The organism is Nocardia sp. NBC_00511 (assembly GCF_045161165.1).
Taxonomy (GTDB): Bacteria; Actinomycetota; Actinomycetes; order Mycobacteriales; family Mycobacteriaceae; genus Nocardia.
On sequence record NZ_CP107849.1, the window covers coordinates 1,605,125 to 1,628,158 of the forward strand.

4 protein-coding genes are annotated in these 23,034 nt (G+C 70.8%); all 4 read left to right on the top strand.

The window, feature by feature from the left end; all coding sequences use genetic code 11:
* Positions 1–5: 5 nt before the first annotated feature.
* From OG300_RS07745 to OG300_RS07760, 4 genes are read left to right on the top strand one after another with little or no spacing between them, the layout of a single operon-like run.
* Positions 6–4,361, top strand: coding sequence for a condensation domain-containing protein (locus tag OG300_RS07745; RefSeq protein ID WP_405493603.1), 4,356 nt, complete (start codon positions 6–8; stop codon positions 4,359–4,361).
* Positions 4,358–5,203: a 3-hydroxyacyl-CoA dehydrogenase family protein gene (locus tag OG300_RS07750; RefSeq protein ID WP_405493605.1), complete on the top strand. Its 846-nt coding sequence runs from the start codon at positions 4,358–4,360 to the stop codon at positions 5,201–5,203. The genes OG300_RS07745 and OG300_RS07750 overlap by 4 nt, the downstream gene beginning before the upstream one ends.
* Positions 5,190–15,563 (top strand): amino acid adenylation domain-containing protein, encoded by a 10,374-nt coding sequence (locus tag OG300_RS07755; RefSeq protein WP_405493607.1) that lies wholly within the window; start codon positions 5,190–5,192, stop codon positions 15,561–15,563. Before OG300_RS07750 ends, OG300_RS07755 begins: the two co-directional genes overlap by 14 nt.
* The gene (locus OG300_RS07760; RefSeq protein WP_405493609.1) at positions 15,560–23,026 is read left to right on the top strand and encodes an amino acid adenylation domain-containing protein; all 7,467 of its coding nucleotides are present in this window, start codon (positions 15,560–15,562) and stop codon (positions 23,024–23,026) included. Before OG300_RS07755 ends, OG300_RS07760 begins: the two co-directional genes overlap by 4 nt.
* Positions 23,027–23,034: the final 8 nt, after the last annotated feature.

The window sequence follows — 23,034 nt, forward strand, 5'->3', positions numbered from 1 at the left end:
ACATCGTGACCGCACCTGCTCTACGCGATGACGACATCGCCGTCATCGGCATCGGCGCGCGCTTCCCGGACGCGGCGAATCTCGCCGAGTTCCGCGAGAACCTCACGACCGGAAGGGATTCCATCGGTGCCATGCCGGAGTCCCGGGCCGAGGCGACCGGCCTGGACCGTCGCGTCCGATACCTGCCCATGGGTCACCTGACCGATATCGACGTCTTCGACTACGCGTTCTTCGGCCTGTCGAAACGTGAAGCGGCCCTGATGGATCCGCAGCAGCGGATCGCCCTGGAGCTGGCGTATCGCGCCATCGAGGATGCCGGATACGCACCGGAAACCCTGCGCGCGGCCACTACCGCCGTGGTGTTCAGCGCGCCGCTGCCCAGCTACCACGCCATGGCCGTCGATCCCGGCCCGCTCGCGATGCTGGGCACGCTGCCCTTCGGCGTTCCCGCCCGCATCGCGCACCTGCTCGGCTTCGACGGCCCCTGCTACGCGGTCGACAGCGGCTGCAACGCCTCCCTGATCGCCGTGCACCACGCCTGCCGCGAATTGCGCGGCGGTGACGCCGACTACGCGCTGGCGGGCGGGGTCAGCGTGCGGGTGCACGGTGCTCCGGCGTGGTCGGCGAGCACGGTGAGCGAGATCGCCTCGCCCGGCGGCCGGGTCCGCGCCTTCGATGCCGACGCCGACGGCACCGTCCCCGGCGAGGGCGGCGCGGCGCTGCTGCTGACCACCCTGGCGCGGGCTCGCGCCGACCGGGCCCCGATCCACGCGGTCATCCGCGGCAGCGCGGTACTGCACAACGGACATGCCGCCGTCACCATCAGCACGCCCAGCGCAGCCGGGCAGGCCCGGGTGATCGCGCGCGCCTGGAGCAAGGCCGGCGTCGATCCCCGCGCCGCCGGATACCTCGAAGCCCACGGTTCGGCCACCCGGCTGGGTGACGCCGTGGAGCTGGAAGGCCTGCGCACCGCGTTCGCCGACCACGACGGCACCCTGCCGATCGGATCGGTGAAGACCAATATCGGTCACCTCGACCATGCTGCCGGGGTGGCCGGGCTGGTGAAGGCCATCCTGTCGGTCGCGGGCGGAGAACTGTTCCCCTCCTTGCATTTCCACCGTCCCACCGGTGATCTGGACCTGGCCGCCGCCCACCTCGAGGTGGTCACCGCCGGGCGTCCGTGGCACGGTGCGGGTCCGCGCCTGGCGGGCGTCAGCTCCTACAGCCTCGGCGGGGCCAATGCGCACTGCGTCGTGCAGCAGGCCCCGGACATCGGCCCGGTGGTGAGAACACTTGCCGTCGAGGCGGAACCACTGCCCCGGCTGATCGGGGTCTCGGCGCGGACGACGAGCGCGCTCGCCGAACTGTGCGGCAGCCTCGCGAAGCAGTTGGGGGACAACCCTGTCGACATCGAGGACGTGGCGTTCACCCTCGGGCGGGGTCGTGCCCACTTCGGACATCGCGTCGCGGTCGTTGCTGGAAACACCGCCGAACTCGCCGAGCACCTCGAAAGGCGAGGGGCAGCAGCCGATCCCGTCAACGCAGCGCCGGTCGTGCCCCGGGTGGCGCTGCTGCTTTCACCCGATGCGCGGCCGATCGGGCAGGTCCGCGTCGCACTACCCGATCAATTGCCTGCGACCGGGGATACGGCCGACCTGCTCGCGGCACAGCTCGCGGTGCACGATCGGCTGCATGCCGTAGGCATCCGGTTCGTGGCGGTACTCAGTGGCGGCGTGTCGAGGTTCGCGGCCCGCTATCTGCTCGGCTCGCGCGCGCAGGTCGACCCGGCCGAATTGCGCGATGCCGCAGGGACTCCCACGGTGGATCGATCGCGGCTGCGAGCGGCGGCGGGCATGATGCTGCGGGAAGGTCCGGTCGTCTTCGTCGACCCCAGCCCGGACGGCATGCTCGGGCGCTACCTCGCCGAGGACCTCGCGGATCGCCCCGACGCGGAAATCCTTTTCGGCCCAACCGATTCCACGGCAACACTCGGCATCCTGGGCCGACTCTACGAGCGCGGCGTCGACCTGGACTGGACTCACGTGCACGGTGAGGGGGGTCGCCGGGTGCGGTTGCCCGGCCACCCCATGCACGGTGTCCGCTGCTGGGTCGACCTGCCCGATGCGGCCCGGCCCGCCGAGATCGCGGCCGCCCCGGTCGCGACACCACAGGATTCGGTACCGGCGGTACCGGCGGATGCGGCCGACTGGTTGCGCGGCACCTTGCGCGAACTGCTCTACGCGGACGCCGAAATCGGCCTGGACGACGACTATTTCGACGTCGGCGGCAATTCCATCATCGCGGTGCAACTGGTCGAGCGGGTCGAGGAGGCGTTCGGCTTCCGCCCGCGACTCCTGGACCTCTACGAGCGGCCGAAGGTGGCGGAGTTCGCCGAACTGCTCAGCGAAGGCGCGCGCTCGACCTCGGAGATGAGCCGGGGCCCGCGCGGACTGCCCGCCATCACCCGGACCGATGCCTTGGTGATGTCTCCCGGGCAGGAACGCATGTGGTTTCACCATCAGCTGGTGCCGGACACCATGCTCTACAACTATCCGGTCGTCAACGTGCTGCGCGGGCCCATCGACGTCGACGTGATCAGGGGTACGTTCGAGGACTTCGCGCAGCGGCACGAACCGTTGCGCTACAACCTGGTCGAGGACGGCGGCCTGCCGGTGGTGCGGGTACGGCCCGCGCTCGGTGACTTCTTCCGGGTCGTCGATGTCTCCGGCGCGCCCGATCCGACCGCGAGCGCCCGCGAGCTGATCCGGGCGGCCGCGGTCCGGCCCTTCGACCTCGCCCGCGACCCCATGCTGCGGGTCCTGCTGGTCGAGCTCGCCGCCGATACCCATGTGCTGCAACTGGTGTGCCACCACTGTGTCACCGATGGCCAGACGCCCGGAATCCTGGCCCGTGAGATCCCCGAGCTCTACGCCGCCCGACAGCAGGGGCGCGTCGCGGAGCTGCCGCCGCTGCCGATCCGCTACCGCGACTACGCGCACTGGCATCGCGAGCGGCTCGACTCGGGCGCGCTCGACCACGAGCTCGAGTACTGGACGCACCTGCTGCGCGGCGCGCCGAAACTGCGGCTGCCCACCGACTTCCCGCGACCGGCGCACAAGACGTTCGCCGGTGCGCTGGAACCGTTCACGGTGTCCGCGGCGTTGCTGGCCGGAGCCCGCACGGTCGCCAGGCGGGAGTCGGTGTCGCTGTTCGTGGTGCTGCTCTCGGCCTTCTACCTGCTGCTGGCCCGGCGCAGCGGTCAGCGGGACCTGGTTGTCGGCACCCCGACCACCGGGCGCACCCGTCGCGAGCTGGAGGGCCTGATCGGCTACTTCAACAGCACCGTCGCCCTGCGCGCCAACCTCGCCGGACCGGCGACCGTGGGCGATCTGCTGGAACGGGTGCGCGCGATCGTGCTGGGCGCGTTGGAGAATCAGGAACTGCCCTTCGAGCGCCTCGTCAACGCGCTCGACGATCAGCGCGACCTGTCGCGCACGCCGCTGTTCGATGTGCTCTACGTCCACCAGGACCTCACCGGCACCGCCTCGGCCAACCCGCTCACCGGCGGGGAGGTGGAGTTCTTCGACACCGAACACTCCATTCACAACGCCTTCGGCGGATTGCCGCCCGGCACCGCGAAATTCGACCTCAGCCTGATCACCTACGACCGCACCGACGACCACGACATGCTGGCCTGCTTCGAATACAGCACCGAGCTGTTCACCCGGCGCACCGCCGCCGGATTCGCGGCCACCTACCTCGAGCTCCTCGCCGAGGTCGTGGCGTCGGCATCGGATCGCTCGATCGAGGAGCTCCTGACCACCGCGCCCGCGACCACGGAACTGCAAGCGACACTGGATATTCCGACCGATCGCCCACGTGGCGCCGGCCCGGTCCGGTACACGCCGGGGACGGTGTGTGAGCGGCTCGCGGCCGCACCGGGCGATGCGGAGCTGCTCACCGCCTGGGCGGCACTGCTGAGCTGGTACTCCGGTTCCGACGAGGTCACCGTCGCGCTGGCGAGCGGCACCGCGCGACTGGACCTCGCCGACGAGCCGACCGCCGCCGACCTGCTCGCCCGAGCGGTCTCGGCGCTGGCCGCACCGGCGGCGGCGACCGGTACGGCGGCCATCTGGTTCGGCGAGAGCCCGCCGCAGACAACCGAATTGGCGCTCGGCCGGTCGGCCGATGACCCCGCGGTGCTGGAACTGACCTATGCCACCGAACTTTTCGACGAATCGAACGCGCAACAGATGCTGTCGGACCTGACCGGGCTGCTGCACGGCTCGGCGCAGACGCCGAACGATCCGGTGCCGGATATCGCGGTGCGCTGCATCGAGGAAGCGGAGGTGACCCGATGACCGGAGTGATGGCGGTGATCGGCGCGGGCACCATGGGTGCGGGCATCGCACAGTGCCTGGCGCAGGCGGGCCGCGATGTCGTTGTCGTGGAACCGGATCCGGCGGCCGTGGCGCGGGCGCGCCGGGGCCTGAACGAGGCGATGCGCCTGGCACTGCTGCTGGGCCGCGGCGACCGGGCCACCGCGCTCGGAGCGGCCCGCCGGGTGCGCTGGACCGATCGCATCGACGACCTCGGCATGGTCGAGTTCGTCATCGAATGCGCGGTCGAGCGAATCGAACTGAAGGAAGAGCTCTTCGCCGCACTCGACCGCCACTGCCCGACCGACACCGTGCTGGCCTCCGCGACCTCGGCCATCCCCATCGCGCGGCTGGCCGCCGCCACCGCCCGCCCCGACCGGGTGCTCGGCCTGCACTTCATGAATCCAGCTCCGCTCACCGACGCGGTGGAAGTCATACGCGGGCAACACACTTCGGACGACACCATGGCCCGCGCGCTCGCCCTGCTCACCACGCTGGGCAAGGAAGCCCTGATCGTCGGCGACCGGGCAGGGTTCGTCATCAACCGCCTGCTCATGCTGAGCATCGCGCAGGCCGCCGACACCCTCGACACCGGCACCGACGCGCAGACGGTGGACGCCCTGTTCGAGCGCTGCCTCGGTCACCGCATGGGCCCGCTGCGCACCGCCGATCTGATCGGACTGGACAACGTCGCCGACACCCTCGCAGTGCTGCGGCGCGAGACCGGCGAGGACCACTACCGCATCCCGAACACCCTCGCGACGCTCGTCGCCGCAGGCCATTTCGGCCGCAAGACCGGACGAGGATTCCATGACTATCGTTGAGCCCACCCGCGCCGAGACGGTCGCGGCGCAGGCCCCGACCGACGCGCAGCGCGCCGCCCTGGCCGCCGGTGACCGCTACGTCGATCTGTATCTCGAACTGTCCGGCCCGTTGGACGCGGAACGCCTGCGCACGGCGATCGACACCGCCGTGGCCGAATTTCCGCAGCTGCACAGCACATTCGATGAGCACGAGGGGCAGCTCCGGGTACGGGAGCACCCGGCCGCCGTGCCCAGCGTCGAGGTCACCGATCCGGGCCAGGACATCGCCGAGTGGATCGAGCGGGAACGCGCCCGCCCCATGGATGTGGCGCGCGGCCCGCTGCACCGGCAGGCGGTCTTCCGGTACCCGGACGGGCGACTGGGCTGGTACCAGCGCTATCACCGACTGGTCAACGATCACCCAGGCGCGCTGCTCGTCCTCGCCCGCGTGCGTGACCTGCTCGGCGGCACGCCCGGCGCGACCACGCCGGTCGAGTCGCGGGCGGAGCGGCTGGAAAACGAACGCCGATACCGTGAATCGGGCACCTGGTCCGCGGACCGCGACCACTGGGAGCACGCCCTCGCCGAGGCGGCCCGCCCCGAACCGCTCGCCACCGATCTCGCCGAGCCCGCGGACGGCGCGGTGTGGACGACGATCGAGTCGTCTGCGGAACTCACCAGGATCGCGCGCGCCTGCGGTGGCGGTGCGCCCGCGGTGCTACTGGCCGCCCTGGCGGTCTACACGTCTCGCACCGCGTTGGCAGGGGAGTGCGTGATCGCCCTGGACACCGGTGAAACCGCTGTGCCGCTGCGGATTCCGATCACGGCGCAGGTCAACTTCGTCACCGTCGCCAAGCAGGTGGGCCGGGAACTGCGCAAGGCCCGCCGACACCGCTTCATCCCCGATATCGATGAGCCGTGGGCGGATTCGCCGGTGCACGGGCAGTGGCCGCTGGCCGTGCGCATGCTCGGTGGTGCCGCGATCGAGACTCTCGGTTCGGCGTCGGTCACCGAACGCTTCGCGCACGGCGACGGGTTCACCGTGTGCGTCGACGATCAGGCGGTCGGCGGCTGGCGGATCGCCGTCGGCGGCGTGCATCGTTCGCACCGCGACCGGTTGATCCGACTGCTCGGGGAACTGGCCCGCGCACCGCACACACCCCTCGCTCGCATCGATCTCGCCGCCCCGGAGGAGATCGAGTGCCTGCTCGGCGTGCCTCCCGCCGACACGGTCCTGCCGTCCACGACCCTTGTCGACCTGCTCGCCGAGCAGGCCGCCCGATCACCAGCCGCCTCCGCGCTCGTCGGACACGGCACCCGCATGACCTACGCGGAACTGCACGCCGCCGCGAATCGGCTGGCGCGCATGCTGATCGAGCTCGGCGTCGGACCGGAGACGCTGGTCGCGCTCGCCTTCGACTCGTCCTTCGAGCAGGTCGTGGCGGTGCACGCGGTGCTGGCCGCCGGGGGCGCGTATCTGGCGCTGGATCTCGAGCATCCGCGCTCCCGCCATGCCCTCGTCGTCGAGATCGCGCGGCCGCTGCTCGTATTGACCACGCGCCGGGACGGATTCGACGCACCCGAGGGCATCCGGGTGATCCACCTCGAGGACCTCGACACGGCCGCCGCCTCCGCCGCCCCGGTCACCGACGCCGATCGCCGCGCACCACTGCGACCGGAGAACCTGGCGTACATCTCGTTCACCTCCGGCTCGACCGGGCAGCCCAAGGGCGTGGCCATCGTGCATGCCACGGCCTGCGTCCACCTGGCCTGGATGCAACACCTGCACGGCCTCGACGAGACCGACGCCGTGGTGCGCAAGACCACCCTGACCTTCGACCTCGCACTGTGGGAAGTGCTGTGGCCGTTGACCGTCGGCGCACGACTGGTGATCGAGGGCCTCGGTCCGCACGGCGACCCGAACGAGCTGGCCCGGGTGCTCGCCGAGCACCGGGTGACCACGGTCCAGTTCACGCCCTCCACCCTCGCCGCGCACCGGCAGGCGGTGCCCGCACCGATGGCGGCCAGCGTGCGCCGGGTGCTGCTGTGCGGTGAGCAGATCACGCCCGCGCTCGCAGCAGCCCTGCCCGGCATCGCGCCCGGCGCCGTCTTCGACAACTTCTACGGCCCGACCGAGGTGACGGTCGTCGTCACCAGGCATCCGGTCGGCGCGGACAGTCCCCGCCGGGTGCCGATCGGTGCGCCCGGCTGGCACGTTCGCACCCACGTCCTGGACGCGTGCCTGCGACCGGTCGCGGCGGGCCTGCCGGGGGAGCTCTATCTCGGCGGACCGATGCTCGGGCGCGGCTACGCGGGCCAACCGGGCCTCACCGCGACACGTTTCGTCGCCGACCCGTTCGGGGAACCGGGTCGGCGGCTCTACCGCACCGGTGATCTGGTGCGCTCGACCGGCCACGGCGAGCTGGAGTACCTGGGTCGCACCGATTTCCAGGTGAAGCTGCGCGGGGTGCGCATCGAACTCGGCGAGCTCGAATCGGTGCTCGCCGCACAGGAATCCGTCGCCCAGGCGGTGGCCGTCGTGCACGCGGGCGGCGGCGGCCGCCTGATCGCCTACGCCGCCCCGGCCGCCGGGCACCGCATCGATCCGGGCGCGCTGGAGCAGCGGCTGCGGACCCTGCTGCCGCGACACCTGGTGCCCGCGGCGATCATCGCGCTGCCCGCGCTGCCGATGACCCGGACCGGCAAGGTGGACCGCAACGCCCTGCCCGCCCCCGATGTCGAGACGGGGGTCTTCCGCGCCCCGCGCTCGGACGCCGAGATCGCCCTCGCCGCCGCCTATTCCGAGGTGCTCGGCCGGGACGCGGTCGGGGTGGACGACTCCTTCTTCGCGCTCGGCGGCGACAGCATCATGTCGATCCTGCTGGTGTCGCGGGCCCGCGCGCACGGCATCACGGTGACCGCGCAGCAGGTGTTCGAGCACCGCACCGTCGCCCGGCTGGCCGCCGTCGCCGAAACCGATGGCGGACAAGAGATCCCGATGCTTGCCGAACTGCCGGGCGGCGGGACAGGCGATCTGCCGCTGACCCCGATCGTGCGGTTCCTGGTCGAGCGCGGCGGCGAATTCGACCGCTTCTGCCAGTCGATGACCTTGCACCTGCCGGTCGGAATCGACCGTGGCGCACTGGTTTCCACCCTGACCGCGGTCATCGATCACCACGACATGCTGCGCTCACGCCTCGGCCGCGACGTCGAGGGGGACTGGTGTCTACAGGTCGCGCCACCGGGCAGCATCGATGTCGACGCCCTCATCCACCAGGTCCGCTACGCCGCCGAGCTCCCGGCCGCGGACCTGCGGACCCTGGCCGAAGCCGAGCTGAACGCCGCCGTCGATCGCATCGACCCGGCCACCGGTGCGGTCCTGCGATTCGTCTGGCTGACACCGGATTCGGGCACCGCCCCCGGCCTGCTCGTCATCGCCGCGCACCATATCGCCGTCGACGGCGTCTCCTGGCGAATCCTGCTGCCGGACTTCATCGCCGCGTGGGCGGCGGTCGCCTCCGGAGCCACGCCGCGGCTGCCCGCGGCCGCGACCTCCATGCGCCGCTGGGCGCACGCGCTCGCCGAGGCCGCGCACAGCGACGCGCTCACCGCCGAGTTGCCGCTCTGGCGCGAGATCGTCGAGGGCCCCGCCCCGGCCTTCGGTGACCGCGCCTTCGACCCCCGCCGCGATCTGGCCGCCGATATCGCGCACACCTCGGTCGAACTCGGCGCGGACGAGACCGCCGCCCTGCTCACCCTCCTCCCGCAGCGCTACCGGATCGGCGTCGCGGACGCGCTGCTGACGGCGCTCGCGCTGGCGGTGACCCGCTGGCGGTCCTGGCGTGGCGAGACCGAGCGCTCGGTGCTGCTGCGCCTGGAAGGCCATGGCCGCGAACAGGATGCGGTGCCCGGAGCCGAACTGTCGCGCACCGTCGGCTGGTTCACCTCCCTGGTCCCGGCCCGGCTGGATCTCACCGGCGTGGACCTCGACGACGCCTTCGACGGCGGCCCGGCCATGGCGCTGGCGCTCAAGGCCGTCAAGGAACAGGTGCGGGTGACGCCGCGGCACGGCTTCGGTTACGGCCTGCTGCGATATCTGAACGCGGACACCGCCGCCGCGCTGGCCCCGCACGAACCGGGCGAGATCTCGTTCAACTATTTCGGGCACATCACCGGCCTCGACATTCCGACGGAACTCACCGGACTCGGCTTCCTGCCCAGCACCGAATTCGGCATGCCCGCGATTCGTCCCGACGCCCGCCGCGGCGCGCTGGGCGCGGTCGAGGTGGACTCCATCGTGCTGGGTGGGCGGCTGGTGACCGGATTCGGTTATGTGCGTGGACTGTTCGGCACGGCGGCGGGCGAGGAACTCGTCGAGCTGTGGCGCAGCGCGCTCGACGCGGTGGTGCGGCACGCGCGCACACCCGACACCGGCGGTGGGCACACCCCGTCCGACTTCCCGCTCGCGACGGTCGCGCAGCGCGACATCGACGGCTGGGAACAGCGGTATCCGGCCCTGACCGACGTGTGGCCCGCGACGCCGCTACAGGCGGGCATGATGTTCCACGCCCTGTTCGATCCCGACGCGGTCGACGTGTACACCATCCAGCTGGTGGTGGACCTGCACGACACGGTCGACACGGCCCGGCTGCGATCGGCCGCCGACGCCGCGCTGGCCCGACATGCCAACCTGCGCACCGCCTTCGAGGTGACCGCGGCCGGAGCCCCGGTGCAGATCGTCAGCGCCGCGGCGGTCCTGCCCTGGCGCGAGCTGGAACTGCCCGCCGCGACCGGTGCGGACGTGCGGACGCTCGAGGCCGAACGGCTGCTGCCCTTCGACCTCACCGCGCCACCGCTGCTGCGCTTCCTGCTGCTGCGCCTCGACGACGGCCGCACCCGCTTCGCCGTGACCTGTCACCACCTGCTCCTCGACGGCTGGTCCATCCCGCTGCTGCTGCGCGAGATCATGGCCGAATACGCCGGGCTCACCATCGAACCGCCGCCGCCCTACCGGCGCTATCTGGAATGGCTGGCCCGCCAGGACGATTCGCGGTCACGGCCGGTGTGGGCCGAAACCCTGGCCGGGATCACCGCCCCGATGCTGCTGGCCGACACCGTCTCGGTGCACGCCCCCACCGGAGTGCCCCGCGAGCGCGCCTTCGATCTGGATCCGGCGCAGACCCGGGCGCTGACCCGACTCGCCGCCGAGCACGAGGTCACGATGAACACCGTCGTGCAGGCGGCCTGGGCGATCCTGCTGGCGCGCACCACCGATCGCGACGATGTCCTGTTCGGCACCACCGTCTCCGGTCGCCCCGCCGAGCTCGCGGGCGTGGAGAACATCGTCGGGCTGTTCATCAATACGATCCCCGTGCGCGTTCGGCTGGTCCCGGGGGAATCCGTCGGCGCGCTGCTGCGGCGGGTCCAGCGCGAGCAGTTCGCGCTGCGAGCCCATCATCACCTGGGCCTGCCGGACATCATCGCGCAGAGCGGGATCGGCGAGCCGAACCTCTTCGACACGCTCGTGGTCGTCGAGACCTATCCCGTCGACGAAGCCGCCCTGCGCTCGGATGCCCGCGCGTACGCCGGTTTGACGATCGGGGACGTCCGATCTGCGGAGGCGACGCACTACGCGCTGACGCTCACCGTCCGGTTGACCGATCGCCTGCACATCATGGCGGGCTGGTGGCCCGAGCTGTTCGACGAGCAGACGGTGTCGCGGCTGGGGGAGCGGTTGACGCGGGTGCTGATGGAGCTGGCCGCGAACCCGAATACCGTTGCGGCCGAAATCGACCCGGCCGGTGCAGTCGAGCGCGACCGAATGCTGGAATGGCAGCGCCCGGCCGCACCGACGACGGAGATGACACTTGTCGAACTCTTCCGTACCCAGGCGGCCCGGCAGGCGGAGGCCGTCGCGGTGCGATACGGCGACCGGACACTGACTTATCGCGACCTCGACGAGAGATCCGATGACCTGGCCCACGTGCTGGTTGCCTCCGGTGCTCGACCGGAATCCCTCGTCGCAGTGGCGGTTTCGCGATCCACGGAGCTGATCGTGGCGCTGCTCGCGGTGCTGAAATCCGGTGGGGCGTATGTTCCGCTCGACCTCGGCAGCCCACCGCAGCGCCTCGAATTCATTCTCGGCGAGACGAAGCCGGCATGCGTGCTCACCACGGCGGCCGACCGGGCCGCACTGCCCGGTGACCACTATCCGGTCCTGATACTCGACGACATCGGCCTGACCGGGAAAACCGAACTCGTTGCGCCCGTGCCGGATCCGGACAACCTCGCCTACGTGCTCTACACCTCCGGATCCACCGGGCGTCCCAAGGGCGTCAGCGTGACACATCGCAATGTCGTCGACCTGCTGGCCGCGACGCGGACGCTGATCGATACCGACCACGCCGATGTGTGGACCATGTTCCACTCGCCCGCCTTCGATGTCTCGGTCTGGGAGATGTGGGGTTCGCTGCTGAGCGGCGGTACTCTCGTCATCGTCGACGCCGAGCTCACCCGCTCACCGCAGGAATTCACCGAACTCCTGGTCCGCGAGGGCATTACGGTGCTGTGCCAGACCCCCTCCGCCTTCGGTGCGCTGCTCGACACCGGACTGCGCCCGGCCGCCGTGCCCGCGCTGCGGCACCTCGTCCTCGCGGGCGAAGCCCTGCAATCACGCGGCCTGCACGGGTGGTTCGACGCGGACGCCGGGCAGGCTCGACTCTGGAACCTGTACGGCATCACCGAGGCGACCGTCTACTCCACCCACTTCGCGGTCGACCGCGCGTACGCCGACTCGGCGCGCTCCAGCGTCATCGGCCGGGGCCTGCCGGGAACGACGGTGCGGGTGCTGGATTCGCGATTGCGGCCGTCACCGATCGGCGTCCGCGGCGAGGTCTATCTCACCGGCACCCAGCTCGCCCGCGGCTACCACGCCCGGCCCGCGACCTCCGCCGAGCGCTACGTCGCCGACCCGTCCGGTGGGCCCGGCGAGCGCATGCTGCGCACCGGTGACCTGGCCCGCTGGACCGAGAACGGGCAGCTGGAATACCTCGGACGCGGCGACCAACAGGTGAAGATCCGCGGCTATCGCATCGAACCGGGCGAGGTGGAAGCCGCACTGCTCGAACACGACTCGGTGACCCGCGCGATCGTCGTGGCCCGGGCCGCGGCATCCGGATCGACCCGCCTGATCGCCTACGTGATACCCGCCGGTGCACTCGAGGTCGAGGCCTTGGAAACGCACCTGGCACAGCGCCTTCCCGCCTACCTGCGACCGGCCGCCATCATGGTGGTCGATACGCTGCCGCTCACCGCCAACGGCAAACTGGACGTGGCCGCACTACCCGACCCGGTCGTGTCGCCGCGCTCGGACCGCGCCCCGCACACCACCGCCGAACACCTGGTGGCCGACCTGTTCGCCGAGGTACTCGGCATCGATCGCCCGGGTCTGGACGACTCGTTCTTCACGCTGGGCGGAGACAGCATCATCTCCATCCAGCTGTCCGCCCGCGCACGGGCCCTCGGCCTGCGGTTCACGCCGCGCGAAGTGTTCGAACACCGCACGGTGGCCGGGATCGCCCGGGTCGCACGGACATCGGACGCGGGCGATGGCCACGGCGCGCTGCCGGAACTGCCGGGCGGCGGGGTCGGCGAGCTGCCGCTGCTGCCCGTGGCCCGGTGGCTGACCGAACGCGGCGGCGGCTTCCGGCGGTTCACCCAGACCCTCACCGTCGAACTGCCCGCCGACACCAGTGCGCACGCTCTCATCACGGCCGTCTCGGCGGTGATCGAACGTCACGATATGTTGCGTGGCAGGCTGTTCCGCGACGACTCCGGCAGCTGGCGATTCGATGTCGCCCCCGCATTGGACGCCTCGGCACTGGTGCACGCCACCACCTTCGATGACACCGCCGATCCCGATGCCCTGCGAGCACTCGTCGCGGCGGAAACCGATGCCGCACTCGATCGCCTCGATCCGGCCGCCGGGGTGATGGCACAGTTCGTCCGGCTCACAGCCGAGCGGGGCACCGTGCCGGACCGACTGATCATCGCCGTGCACCACCTCGCCGTGGACGGCGTCTCCTGGCGCATCCTGCTGCCCGATCTGCACGCGGCCCTCGCCATGGATGCGAAGGGCGCTGTCCCGCAACTGGATCCGGTCGCCACCTCCATGCGCCGCTGGGCACACGGACTCCTCGAGGCCGCGCACACACCCGACCGGGTCGCCGAACTCGAATTCTGGCAGCGGGCGTGCGCGACACCGGATCCGCTGCTGGGCTCCCGCCCACTGGATCCCGCCGTCGACACCGGTGCGGTGCTGGCGGTGGTCGAGGTCGGTGTGGACGATGTCATCACCGAGACGCTGCTGCGCCGGGTCACCGCGCGCTTCCACATCGACGTCGACGAGATCCTCATCGCCGCACTTGCTCTCGCGCTCGGTGTGTGGCGCGCCCGGCAGGGAGTGCCCGCCCGGGACACGCTGCTGCGGCTGGAGGGCCACGGGCGTGAGGAGCACGTCGTCGCGGGCGCGGACCTCTCGCGCACGGTCGGCTGGTTCACCTCCCAGTACCCGGTCGGGCTCGATCTGCACGGCCTCGACCTGCACGGCGCGCTGATCGGCGGCGACGCGACCGGCGCGGTGCTCACCGCGGTCAAGGAGCAGCTCCGCGCCACCCCCGACCGCGGCATCGGCTACGGGCTGCTGCGGTACCTGAACCCCGCGACCGCGCAACAGCTCCCGGCGGCGCTGCCCGGGCAGGTGGCCTTCAATTACCTGGGCCGCATCGAGGATCCCGGCACCGAACTGCTCACGACCCCGGGCGCGGATCCCGACCCGGACCTCGCCGCGGCCGCCGTCATCGACGTGAACGCGATCGTGACGGGTCGGCGACTGCGCGCCGGATTCGCCTATCCCACCACGCTTCTCGACAGCGCGGCGGTCTCCGACCTGGCGCGGCTGTGGGTGAGCGCGCTCAAAGCCATTGCCGGACACTCCTGGAAGGCACACGCGGGCGGGCACACCCCGTCGGACTTCGCGCTGGTGGACGTGACCCGCGCCGACATCACCCGCTGGGAGCGGGATTACGGCCGCCTCACCGACGTGTGGCCGCTGGCCCCGCTGCAACCGGGACTGCTGTTCCACTCCATGGCCACGACCTCCGACAGCGGCGTGGCCGAGGCCTACAACGTGCAGACCGTGGTGCGCCCCGGCGGGGCGATCGACCGCGACCGGCTGCGCGAGGCCGCAGAGCGACTGCTGCAACGCCATGCCGGTTTGCGTGCGGCCTTCGTCTTCGACAGGGCGGGCGTTCCGGTGCAGGTGGTCCCCGAGAGCGTCGAATTGCCCTGGCGTGAGGTGGATTGCGACACCGTGGACGATCTCGTGGCACTGGCCGCGCAGGAGCGCTCCCGGCGATTCGATCCGGCTCGTCCACCGCTGCTGCGGTTCACCCTCGCGCGGGTCGCGGGGGCGGAGCCGGTGCTGATCGTGACCCACCACCACCTGCTGCTCGACGGCTGGTCGGTGCCGCTGGTGCTGCGCGAGCTGGTGGCGCTCTACGCCGACGCGGACTCGCTGCCCGCGCCCGAGGCGTCCTTCCGCGACTACCTCGCGTGGAACCACAACCGGGACAGCGCGACCGCCGTCGGCGCGTGGCGACGGGCACTGGACGGTGTGCGCGGGCCGTCACTCGTCGCACCGGTCACCCGGATGCGGGCGGGCACCGTCACGATCGGAGACCACCGCTGGTCGCTGGACGCGGAGACCACCGGCGCACTGCGCGCGACGGCCGCCCGGATCGGCGTCACCCTCAACACGGTGACGCAGGTCGCCTGGGCGATCCTGCTGGGCCGGCGACTCGGACGCGAGGACGTGGTCTTCGGGGCGACTGTCTCCGGCCGCCCGGCCGCGCTGGCGGGCGTGGAATCCATTGTCGGACTGTGCATCAACACCGTTCCCGTGCGGGTGCGATTCGGCGCGCGCACCGTCGTGGCCGAGCTGCTGCGCACGGTGCAGGACGAGCAGACCGAACTCATGGACCATCACCAGCTCGGACTGACCGACATCCACGCCGCGGCGGGGCTGCGTGACATCCTCTTCGACACGCTGCTGGCCTTCGAGTCCTATCCGGTGGATCCCGGTGCACTGGCCACTGCGGTCGCCGCCCTCGACGGCCTGGGCGACGCCGCGCTGGAACTCAGTGACGCCACCGACTATCCGCTGTCGGTGACCGTCGAGCCGGGCCACCAGCTCGAGGTCCGAATCGGTTATCGCCGAGACGTTTTCGACGCGTCGCAGGCGACCGGGATCGGCACCGCTCTGCGGGACCTGCTGACCGCCATCGCCCGCGACCCGCACGCGACCATCCAGGAGCTGCCATGACCGCGCGCCTGCCGCTGACCCGCGCGCAGCAACACGCCTGGGTCGCCGAACAACTCGACGACACCGGGCAGGCGCTGATCGTCGGCGGCTACGTGCAGATCCACGGCCGCCTCGACGAGGCGATGTTCGAGCGGGCACTGCGCCTCGTCACCGCGGGCGCGGAGTCGCTGCGGGTGCGCTTCGACACCGAGGCCGACGGCTCGGTCGTACAGGTGGTGGACGCGGCGGTCGATTGGCCGTTGCATCGCGACAGCTTCCGCGACGACACCGATCCGCTCGCGGCGGCAACGCGTTTCATGGCGTCGGCGCTCCAGATGCCGTTCGACCTGCGGCAGGCACCGCTGTTCGAACACCGGCTGCTGGACGTGGGCGCGGCCGGCACGCTGTGGTTCGTCCGCTCGCATCACCTGGTGCTCGACGGGGCCGCCTCGGCCGCCTTCGTGCGACGGGTCGCCGACACCTACACCGCGCTGCTCGACGGACGCCCGGTCCGGGCATCCGTTTTCGACCGGGTCACGGATCTGGTCGCCGAGGACGAGAGATTCCGGGCCTCCACGCGATTCGCCGCCGACCGGGCATTCTGGGGCGAACGGCTCACGGCCGCCGCGTCCCAGCCGCCACCGCAGTTCGCGGCCGCGCCGGTAGCGGCGGACGGCGATCGGTTCCTACGGCACGCCGGGGTCCTGGCCGAGGCCGAATGGAAGACACTGCGCGCCCGCGCCGATGCCACCGGGACCGCGTGGCCGGTGTGGACGCTGGCCGCCATCGCGCTGCTGCTGCACGCGGATTCGGGTGCGCGCACGGTCACGCTCGGACTGGCCGTCCCCGCCAAGCGCTCCCGGCACGCCCTCGGCATGACCGCGAACATCCTGCCGCTGCGGGTTGCTGTCGATCCGGCCGCCACGGTTGGCGAACTCCTCGCCGCCGTGCGCGCCGAATCCCTGATCATCCTGCGCCACCAGCATTTCCAGTACGGGGACATGCTCGCCGACCTGGGCGGGAGCGGTGTCGGCATGCTCGGCCCCACCGTGAACGTGCTGCCCATGCAGAAGGACCTGCGCTTCGCAAGCGTGTCCGCGTCCCTGCGTCACCTGTCGGCGGGGCGCTCCGACAACCTGAACATCAGCATCTACGACAATGGCGACCCGGCGCTGCCGGTGGTGCTGGAATCGTCCGCGGCGCGCTACTCCGAGCGCGACCTCGCCGCACACGCGCGGCGACTCACCGAGACCATGGCCGCGCTGGCCGTGGCCCCGGAGGACCTTCCGCTCGGGATGCTGCGGCCCACACCGGATCCCGCCGGTCCGGCCGCGACCGCCGACGTCGCCGATACCCTGGTCGATCTCTTCGATCGTGCGGTGGCCGCGCACGGCCGGTCGGTCGCCGTCGTACACGGCGACACGCGTCTCACCTACGACGAACTCGACGAGCGGGCGCGCGTGCTGGCCCGGGCGATCGCCGGATCCGGGGTCCGCCCAGGGGATTTCGTCGGGCTGGCGCTGCCGCGTGGGACGGAGCTCGTCGTTGCGATCCTCGCGGTGTTGCGCGCGGGCGCGGCCTATGTGCCGCTCGATCCGGGCTATCCGGCAGCGCGGCTGCGGGCGATCGTCGATGACGCATCACCGGCGCTGCTGCTTACCGGCGCGGGAGTCGTACTGCCGCAGGGGCTTTCGAGCGCACCTGTACTCCGCCTCGACGGGTCGGCGCGGATCGAACCGCGTGAGCCCGCGCCGCTGTGCTCACCGCGGTTGCCTGCCTACGTGATTCACACCTCCGGTACGACGGGCCGTCCGAAGGGCGTCGTCGTCACGCATGCCAATGTGGTCCGGCTGCTCACCGCCACCCGGCCGTGGTTCGAATTCGGGCCCGAGGATGTGTGGACGCTGTTCCACTCCACCGCGTTCGACTTCTCGGTGTGGGAGATCTGGGGCGCGCTCGGGCACGGCGGACGGCTGGTCATCGTCGACGCCGAGACCGCGCGGTCACCGCGAGACTTTCTCGAACTGCTGGTGGGACAGCAGGTTACGGTGCTCAACCAGACTCCTTCCGCATTCGGTACCCTCGTCGACGCGCAGGCCGACCGCCCGGATCTCAGCGACCGGCTCGCACTGCGGTACGTGTTGTTCGGAGGTGAGCCGGTCGAGCCCTGGCGGCTGGCCCAGTGGTGGACGCGCCACGATCCACGGTCCCCGCGCCTGGTCAATATGTACGGCATCACCGAGACGACGGTGTTCACCACCGGGACGCCGTTGACCGCTGCTGCCACTGCCGGCGAAATCGGCACGGCCATACCGGATCTGGCCGGGTACGTCCTCGACGCCGCGCTGCGCCCCGCCGCACCCGGAATTCCGGGCGAGCTCTATATCGCCGGTCCGGGCGTCGCCGCCGGATATCTGCGCCGCCCCGGTCATACCGCGGTTCGCTTCGTCGCCGACCCCTTCGGGCCGGCAGGGACCGTCATGTACCGCAGCGGTGACGTGGCGCGCCGGAGCGAGGACGGCACACTGGAATACCTCGGGCGCGCCGACCGGCAGGTCAAGATCCGGGGCTTCCGGATCGAGCCCGGTGAGATCGAAGCCGCGCTGTGCGCGCTGGACGGGGTGCGGGCCGCGGTGGTGCTGACGGTGCAACCTCGGCCGGGTGACCGGCGACTGGCCGCCTACGTGTCGGGCCCGGGCATCGACGTGGGCGAGGTGCGCGCCGCCATCGCGGGACGGCTTCCCGCACATGCGGTCCCGTCCACCATCGTGGCGGTGGACGGCATCCCCGTGACATCCAATGGCAAGGTCGACGAACACGCTCTGCGGACTCTCGGTCTCGGCGGCCGGCCCGCCGCCGGTGCCGCACCGCACGGTGCGGCCGAGGCCAGGCTGCACGCGGTGTTCGCGGACGTGCTCGGCCATCAGGGCTTCGGTGTCGAGGACGGCTTTTTCGCGGTGGGCGGTGACAGCATCCTCGCCATCCGGCTCGCCGAACGCGCCCGCGCCGCCGGATTCGCGATCACACCCCGGGATGTGTTCCGGGAACAGAGCATTCGCGCACTGGCCCGTATGGGTGAGCTACCCGCCGCGCGCGCGGATCGAGTCTCGCCGAGCCCGCTCGTCATTCGCGACGGACGCACCTTCCTGCCCGCGACACCGCTGCAATCCGGGCTGCTGTTCCACTCCCTGTATCAGGGCGGGGCAGGTGAGGACCCCTATCTCATCCAGGTCCTGTTGCGGGTCGACGGCCCGATCGACGTGACGCGGCTCGAAACTGCCCTGCGCGCGGTGCTCGCGCGGCATCCACACCTGCTGGGCCGGTTCACCGTGGACGGTGCGACACCGGCCTACGAGATCCGTGCGGATATCGAATTGCCCTGGCGGGTAGTCGATGTCGAGGAGTCGTCCGACGGCGCGGTGGAGCGGGTCAGGGTCCGCAACGCGCAGATCGATCCACTCACGGGTCCGCTGCTCGGCCTCACGCTCGTGCGCGGCGAAGCGAACTCCGCCACCCTGCTGGCGACCCACCACCACGCGCTCCTCGACGGCTGGTCACTCGGCATCCTGCTGCGCGAAATGCTGCTGAGCTATCGCGGCCTCGAACTGCCCCCGGCGTCACCGTTCACCGCGTTCCTGAAATGGTTGGCGGCACAGGACCGGGACGCGGCGTGCCGGGCCTGGGCGGGAGCGCTCTCGGGCGCCGAACCGTGCAAGGTGGCGCGCGCTGAGCGAGGGCCGTGGCTGCGACCGGACGAGGCGACGTACGTCCTGCCCGTCGCCACGGTCACCGCACTGCGCGCACAGGCCGCGACACACGGGCTGACCCTCAACTCCATGGTCCAGGCGCTGTGGGCGCTGGTGATGTCGAACCTGACCGGAAGTCGGGACATCGTCTTCGGGATCACCGTCTCCGGTCGTGAGGGCGGCGACCTGGACGGCGCGGTCGGGCTGCTCATGAACACCGTTCCGCTGCGGGTGCTCTCGCGTCCGGCCGAAACCCCGATCGAGCTCGCGATCCGGATACAGCGCGAGCGGGTGGCGTTGATGGAACACGACCATCTCGGACTGCCCGACATCCTGGCGGCGGCGAACACCGACGACCTGTTCGACACCTCACTGGTCTTCGAGAACTTCCCCCTCGACACCGCCCTGCTCGACGATCCGGACGCCGAATTCCGGGTGACATCGGTGGATGTTCGTGGTGGAACACACTTCCCGCTGACCGTCACCGTGGAGCCCACCGCGGGCGCACTGACCTTCCGCATCGGTGCGCGGCTCGAACTGATCGACGCGCTCGCCCATATCGACGAGTTGTGGTCGCGGATCCTCGTCGCGGCGGCGGCGCTGCTGGCCGCCCCGCAATCGCCGACCGGGCAGCTCGACCTGCTGCCGCCCGCGCACCGCACCGCACTGCTCACCATCGGGCGTGGCGCGGTCAACTCTATCGAGAACAGCAGTCTCGGAGCGTGTTTCGAGTCGACCGCCCGGGCGCACGCGCACGAGGTGGCGCTGTGGTGTGACGGCGCGGAGCTCACCTACGCCGAATTGAACGCGCGAGCCAATCAGGTCGCCCGGTGGCTGCGCAGCAGAGGTGCGGGTGCGGGTGTCCCGATCGGTGTCGCGCTGCCACGGTCGGTCGACCTCGTCGTCACCTTCCTCGCCATCGCCAAGCTGGGCGCGGTGTGCGTACCGCTGAGCGATCGCTACCCGCCCGCCCACGTGCGGCGGCTGCTGGCGTTCACCGGCACCGAACTCGTTCTGAACGAACTCGACAGCACGACAGCCGAATTCGATGACAGCGACCTCGACGTACCCGTCCCCGCAGACGTGGTGGCCACCCTCATGTTCACCTCCGGATCGACCGGCGCGGCCAAGGGTGTCGAGATCACCCACCGCAATATCGTGACGCGCGCCGCGGACCCGATCGGTCAGGGCGACGGACACCAGCGGACGCTCATGCATCTGCCCTACACCTGGGACATGGTGGTGTGGGAGCTGTGGATGCCACTGCTCAACGGCCGCACCGTGGCCCTCGCCCGACCCGGCGTCCTGGACGTCCACGACTACACCGAGGTGCTGCGCGCGGGCCGGATCACCTCGATCATGCTGCCGCCGGGCCTGTTCCAGCTGCTGGCCGAACAGATCCCGGAGGAACTTGCCGGTCTGCGCCGGATCGCGTGCGCCGGTGACGTGCTGCCCCCGCGCGCCGTCGCGGCCGTCCGGCGGGGCCCGAACCCGCCGGTGGTGCGCAACCTGTACGGGCCCGTCGAGGCCACCAGCTTCGCGCTGACCTTCGCGATCCCTGGCGACATGCCAGCGGATCGTGCCGTCCCGATCGGCCTTCCGGCCGCCGATACCCGTGCCGCGGTACTGGATTCAGCGCTGCGGCCGGTACCCGTCGGGGTGACCGGCGAGATCTACCTGTCGGGTGCTGGGCTCGCCGACGGCTACCACCGGGAGCCCGCCCGCACAGCGGAACGCTTCGTCGCCGACCCGTTCGGCCCGGCCGGGGCGCGCACGTACCGCACCGGCGACCTCGGACGCTGGGACAGCGACGGCATACTGCACTTCCTCGGGCGGGCCGATCGACAGTTGAAGATCAACGGCTTTCGCGTCGAACCCGGAGAGGTCGAGGCGGCCATCCTTCGCGAGCCCGCCTTCAGCGCGGCAGCGGTCACGGCGCGCCCGGCCGCGAGCGGGCAAACCCTCATCGCCTATGTGGTCGGAGACGGCAGCGTCGATACCGCCGTGCTGCGGACCAGGTTGATCGCGACGCTGCCCTCGTACCTGGTGCCGTCGGCGATCGTGGCCCTCGACGAACTGCCGTTGACCCCCATCGGCAAGCTCGATGTCGCCGCGCTGCCCGAACCGGCTGCCGGGCAGCGGGTTGTGGTGCGCACACCACGGCAGCAGGTCATCGCGGCCGTGTTCGCCCAGGCGCTCGGGGTGGCCGACGTCGGCGCGACCGACGACTTCTTCGCGCTCGGCGGCAACTCGCTGTCCGCGATCCAGGTCGTCGCCGGGCTGCGGGCCACACTCGGCGTCCCGGTGACACTGCGGGATCTGTTCGAAGCGCCGACTGTGGACGCCCTCGAACAAGCCCTCGATCAGCGTGCGCCCGAAGACCTTCGGCCCGACCTCGCCGCCGTGCCCCGCCCGGCCGCCATTCCACTCGCACCCGCACAGCAGCGGCTGTGGACGGTGAACTACCTCAGCGGCAATCGCCCCGACTATCTGATGGCCACCGGACTCGAACTGCACGGCCCCCTGGATGTGGCAGCGGTGCGAGCGGCCGTCGACGATGTGGTCGAACGACACGAAATCCTGCGCACCGTATTGCCTTACGCCGCAGACGGCCCGATCCAACGCATCCTGCCCATGGACTCCGTACAGCCCGACTTCCAGCTGCTGGACGCCGCCAACGGCGAGACCCTGACCGAGGCAATAGATTCCGAGCTGCTGCGCGGCTTCGACCTCACCACCGAACTACCCCTGCGCATTCGCCTGTACCGCTCGAGCCCCGAACACCACACCCTGCTCGGGATACTCCACCACGCCGCAGGCGACGGCGAGTCCCTGGCGGTCCTTCAGCACGACCTGCTCATCGCCTATCGTTCGCGCCGCACCGGCCGGGCACCCGAATGGCCCGCTCCCGCACCACAGTTCGCGGACTACACGCTCTGGTCGAGGCAGTCTCTGGACTCGCAAGCCACGCCCGGCGGCGTGCGAACCGGCCAGGCACGCTACTGGCGCACCGCCCTCGACGGGCTACCGCCACAACCGGTGCTCCCGACCGACCGTCCGCGCACCGAACGCCGTGAAAACATCGCAGCCGCCGTCCCCATCCACCTCGACGCAACCACCCACCGCACCCTGACACACGCCGCCCGCACCCACCGCGCCAGCCCCTACATGCTGGTACACACCGCCCTCGCCCTCGCCCTGTACGAGCACGGCGCAGGCTCCGACCTCCCCATCGGCGTCGCCCTCAGCGCCCGCGACACCGAAAACCTACGAAACCTGGTCGGCTGCCTGGTCGACACCACAATCATCCGCACCGACCTCACCACCGCCCCCACCCCCACCGACCTAGTCCACCAGGTCCGCGAACGCATCCTCGCCGCCTACGACAACAAGGACTACCCCTTCGACAGCCTCGTCGAACTCCTCGCCCCACCCCGCTCCCGAACCCACCACCCCCTCTTCCAGGTAATGGTCACCTACCTCCGATCCACCGACATCACCACCACCGGAACCGAACTCGCGATCCACTACCGCCCGATCCCGGCCCGCCGCACCCCCTGGGAACTTCTACTCAACCTCCGCGAGGAATACACCCCCGACGGCGAACCCACCGGAATCCACGGCGAAATGGTGTACGCCGCCGAACTTTTCGATCCCGCAACGATCGATGCCATCGTCACGTCATTGACCGCCACGCTGGCGAATCTGTGCGCCGAACCCCCGGCTCCGCGCACCTGACTCAGAGG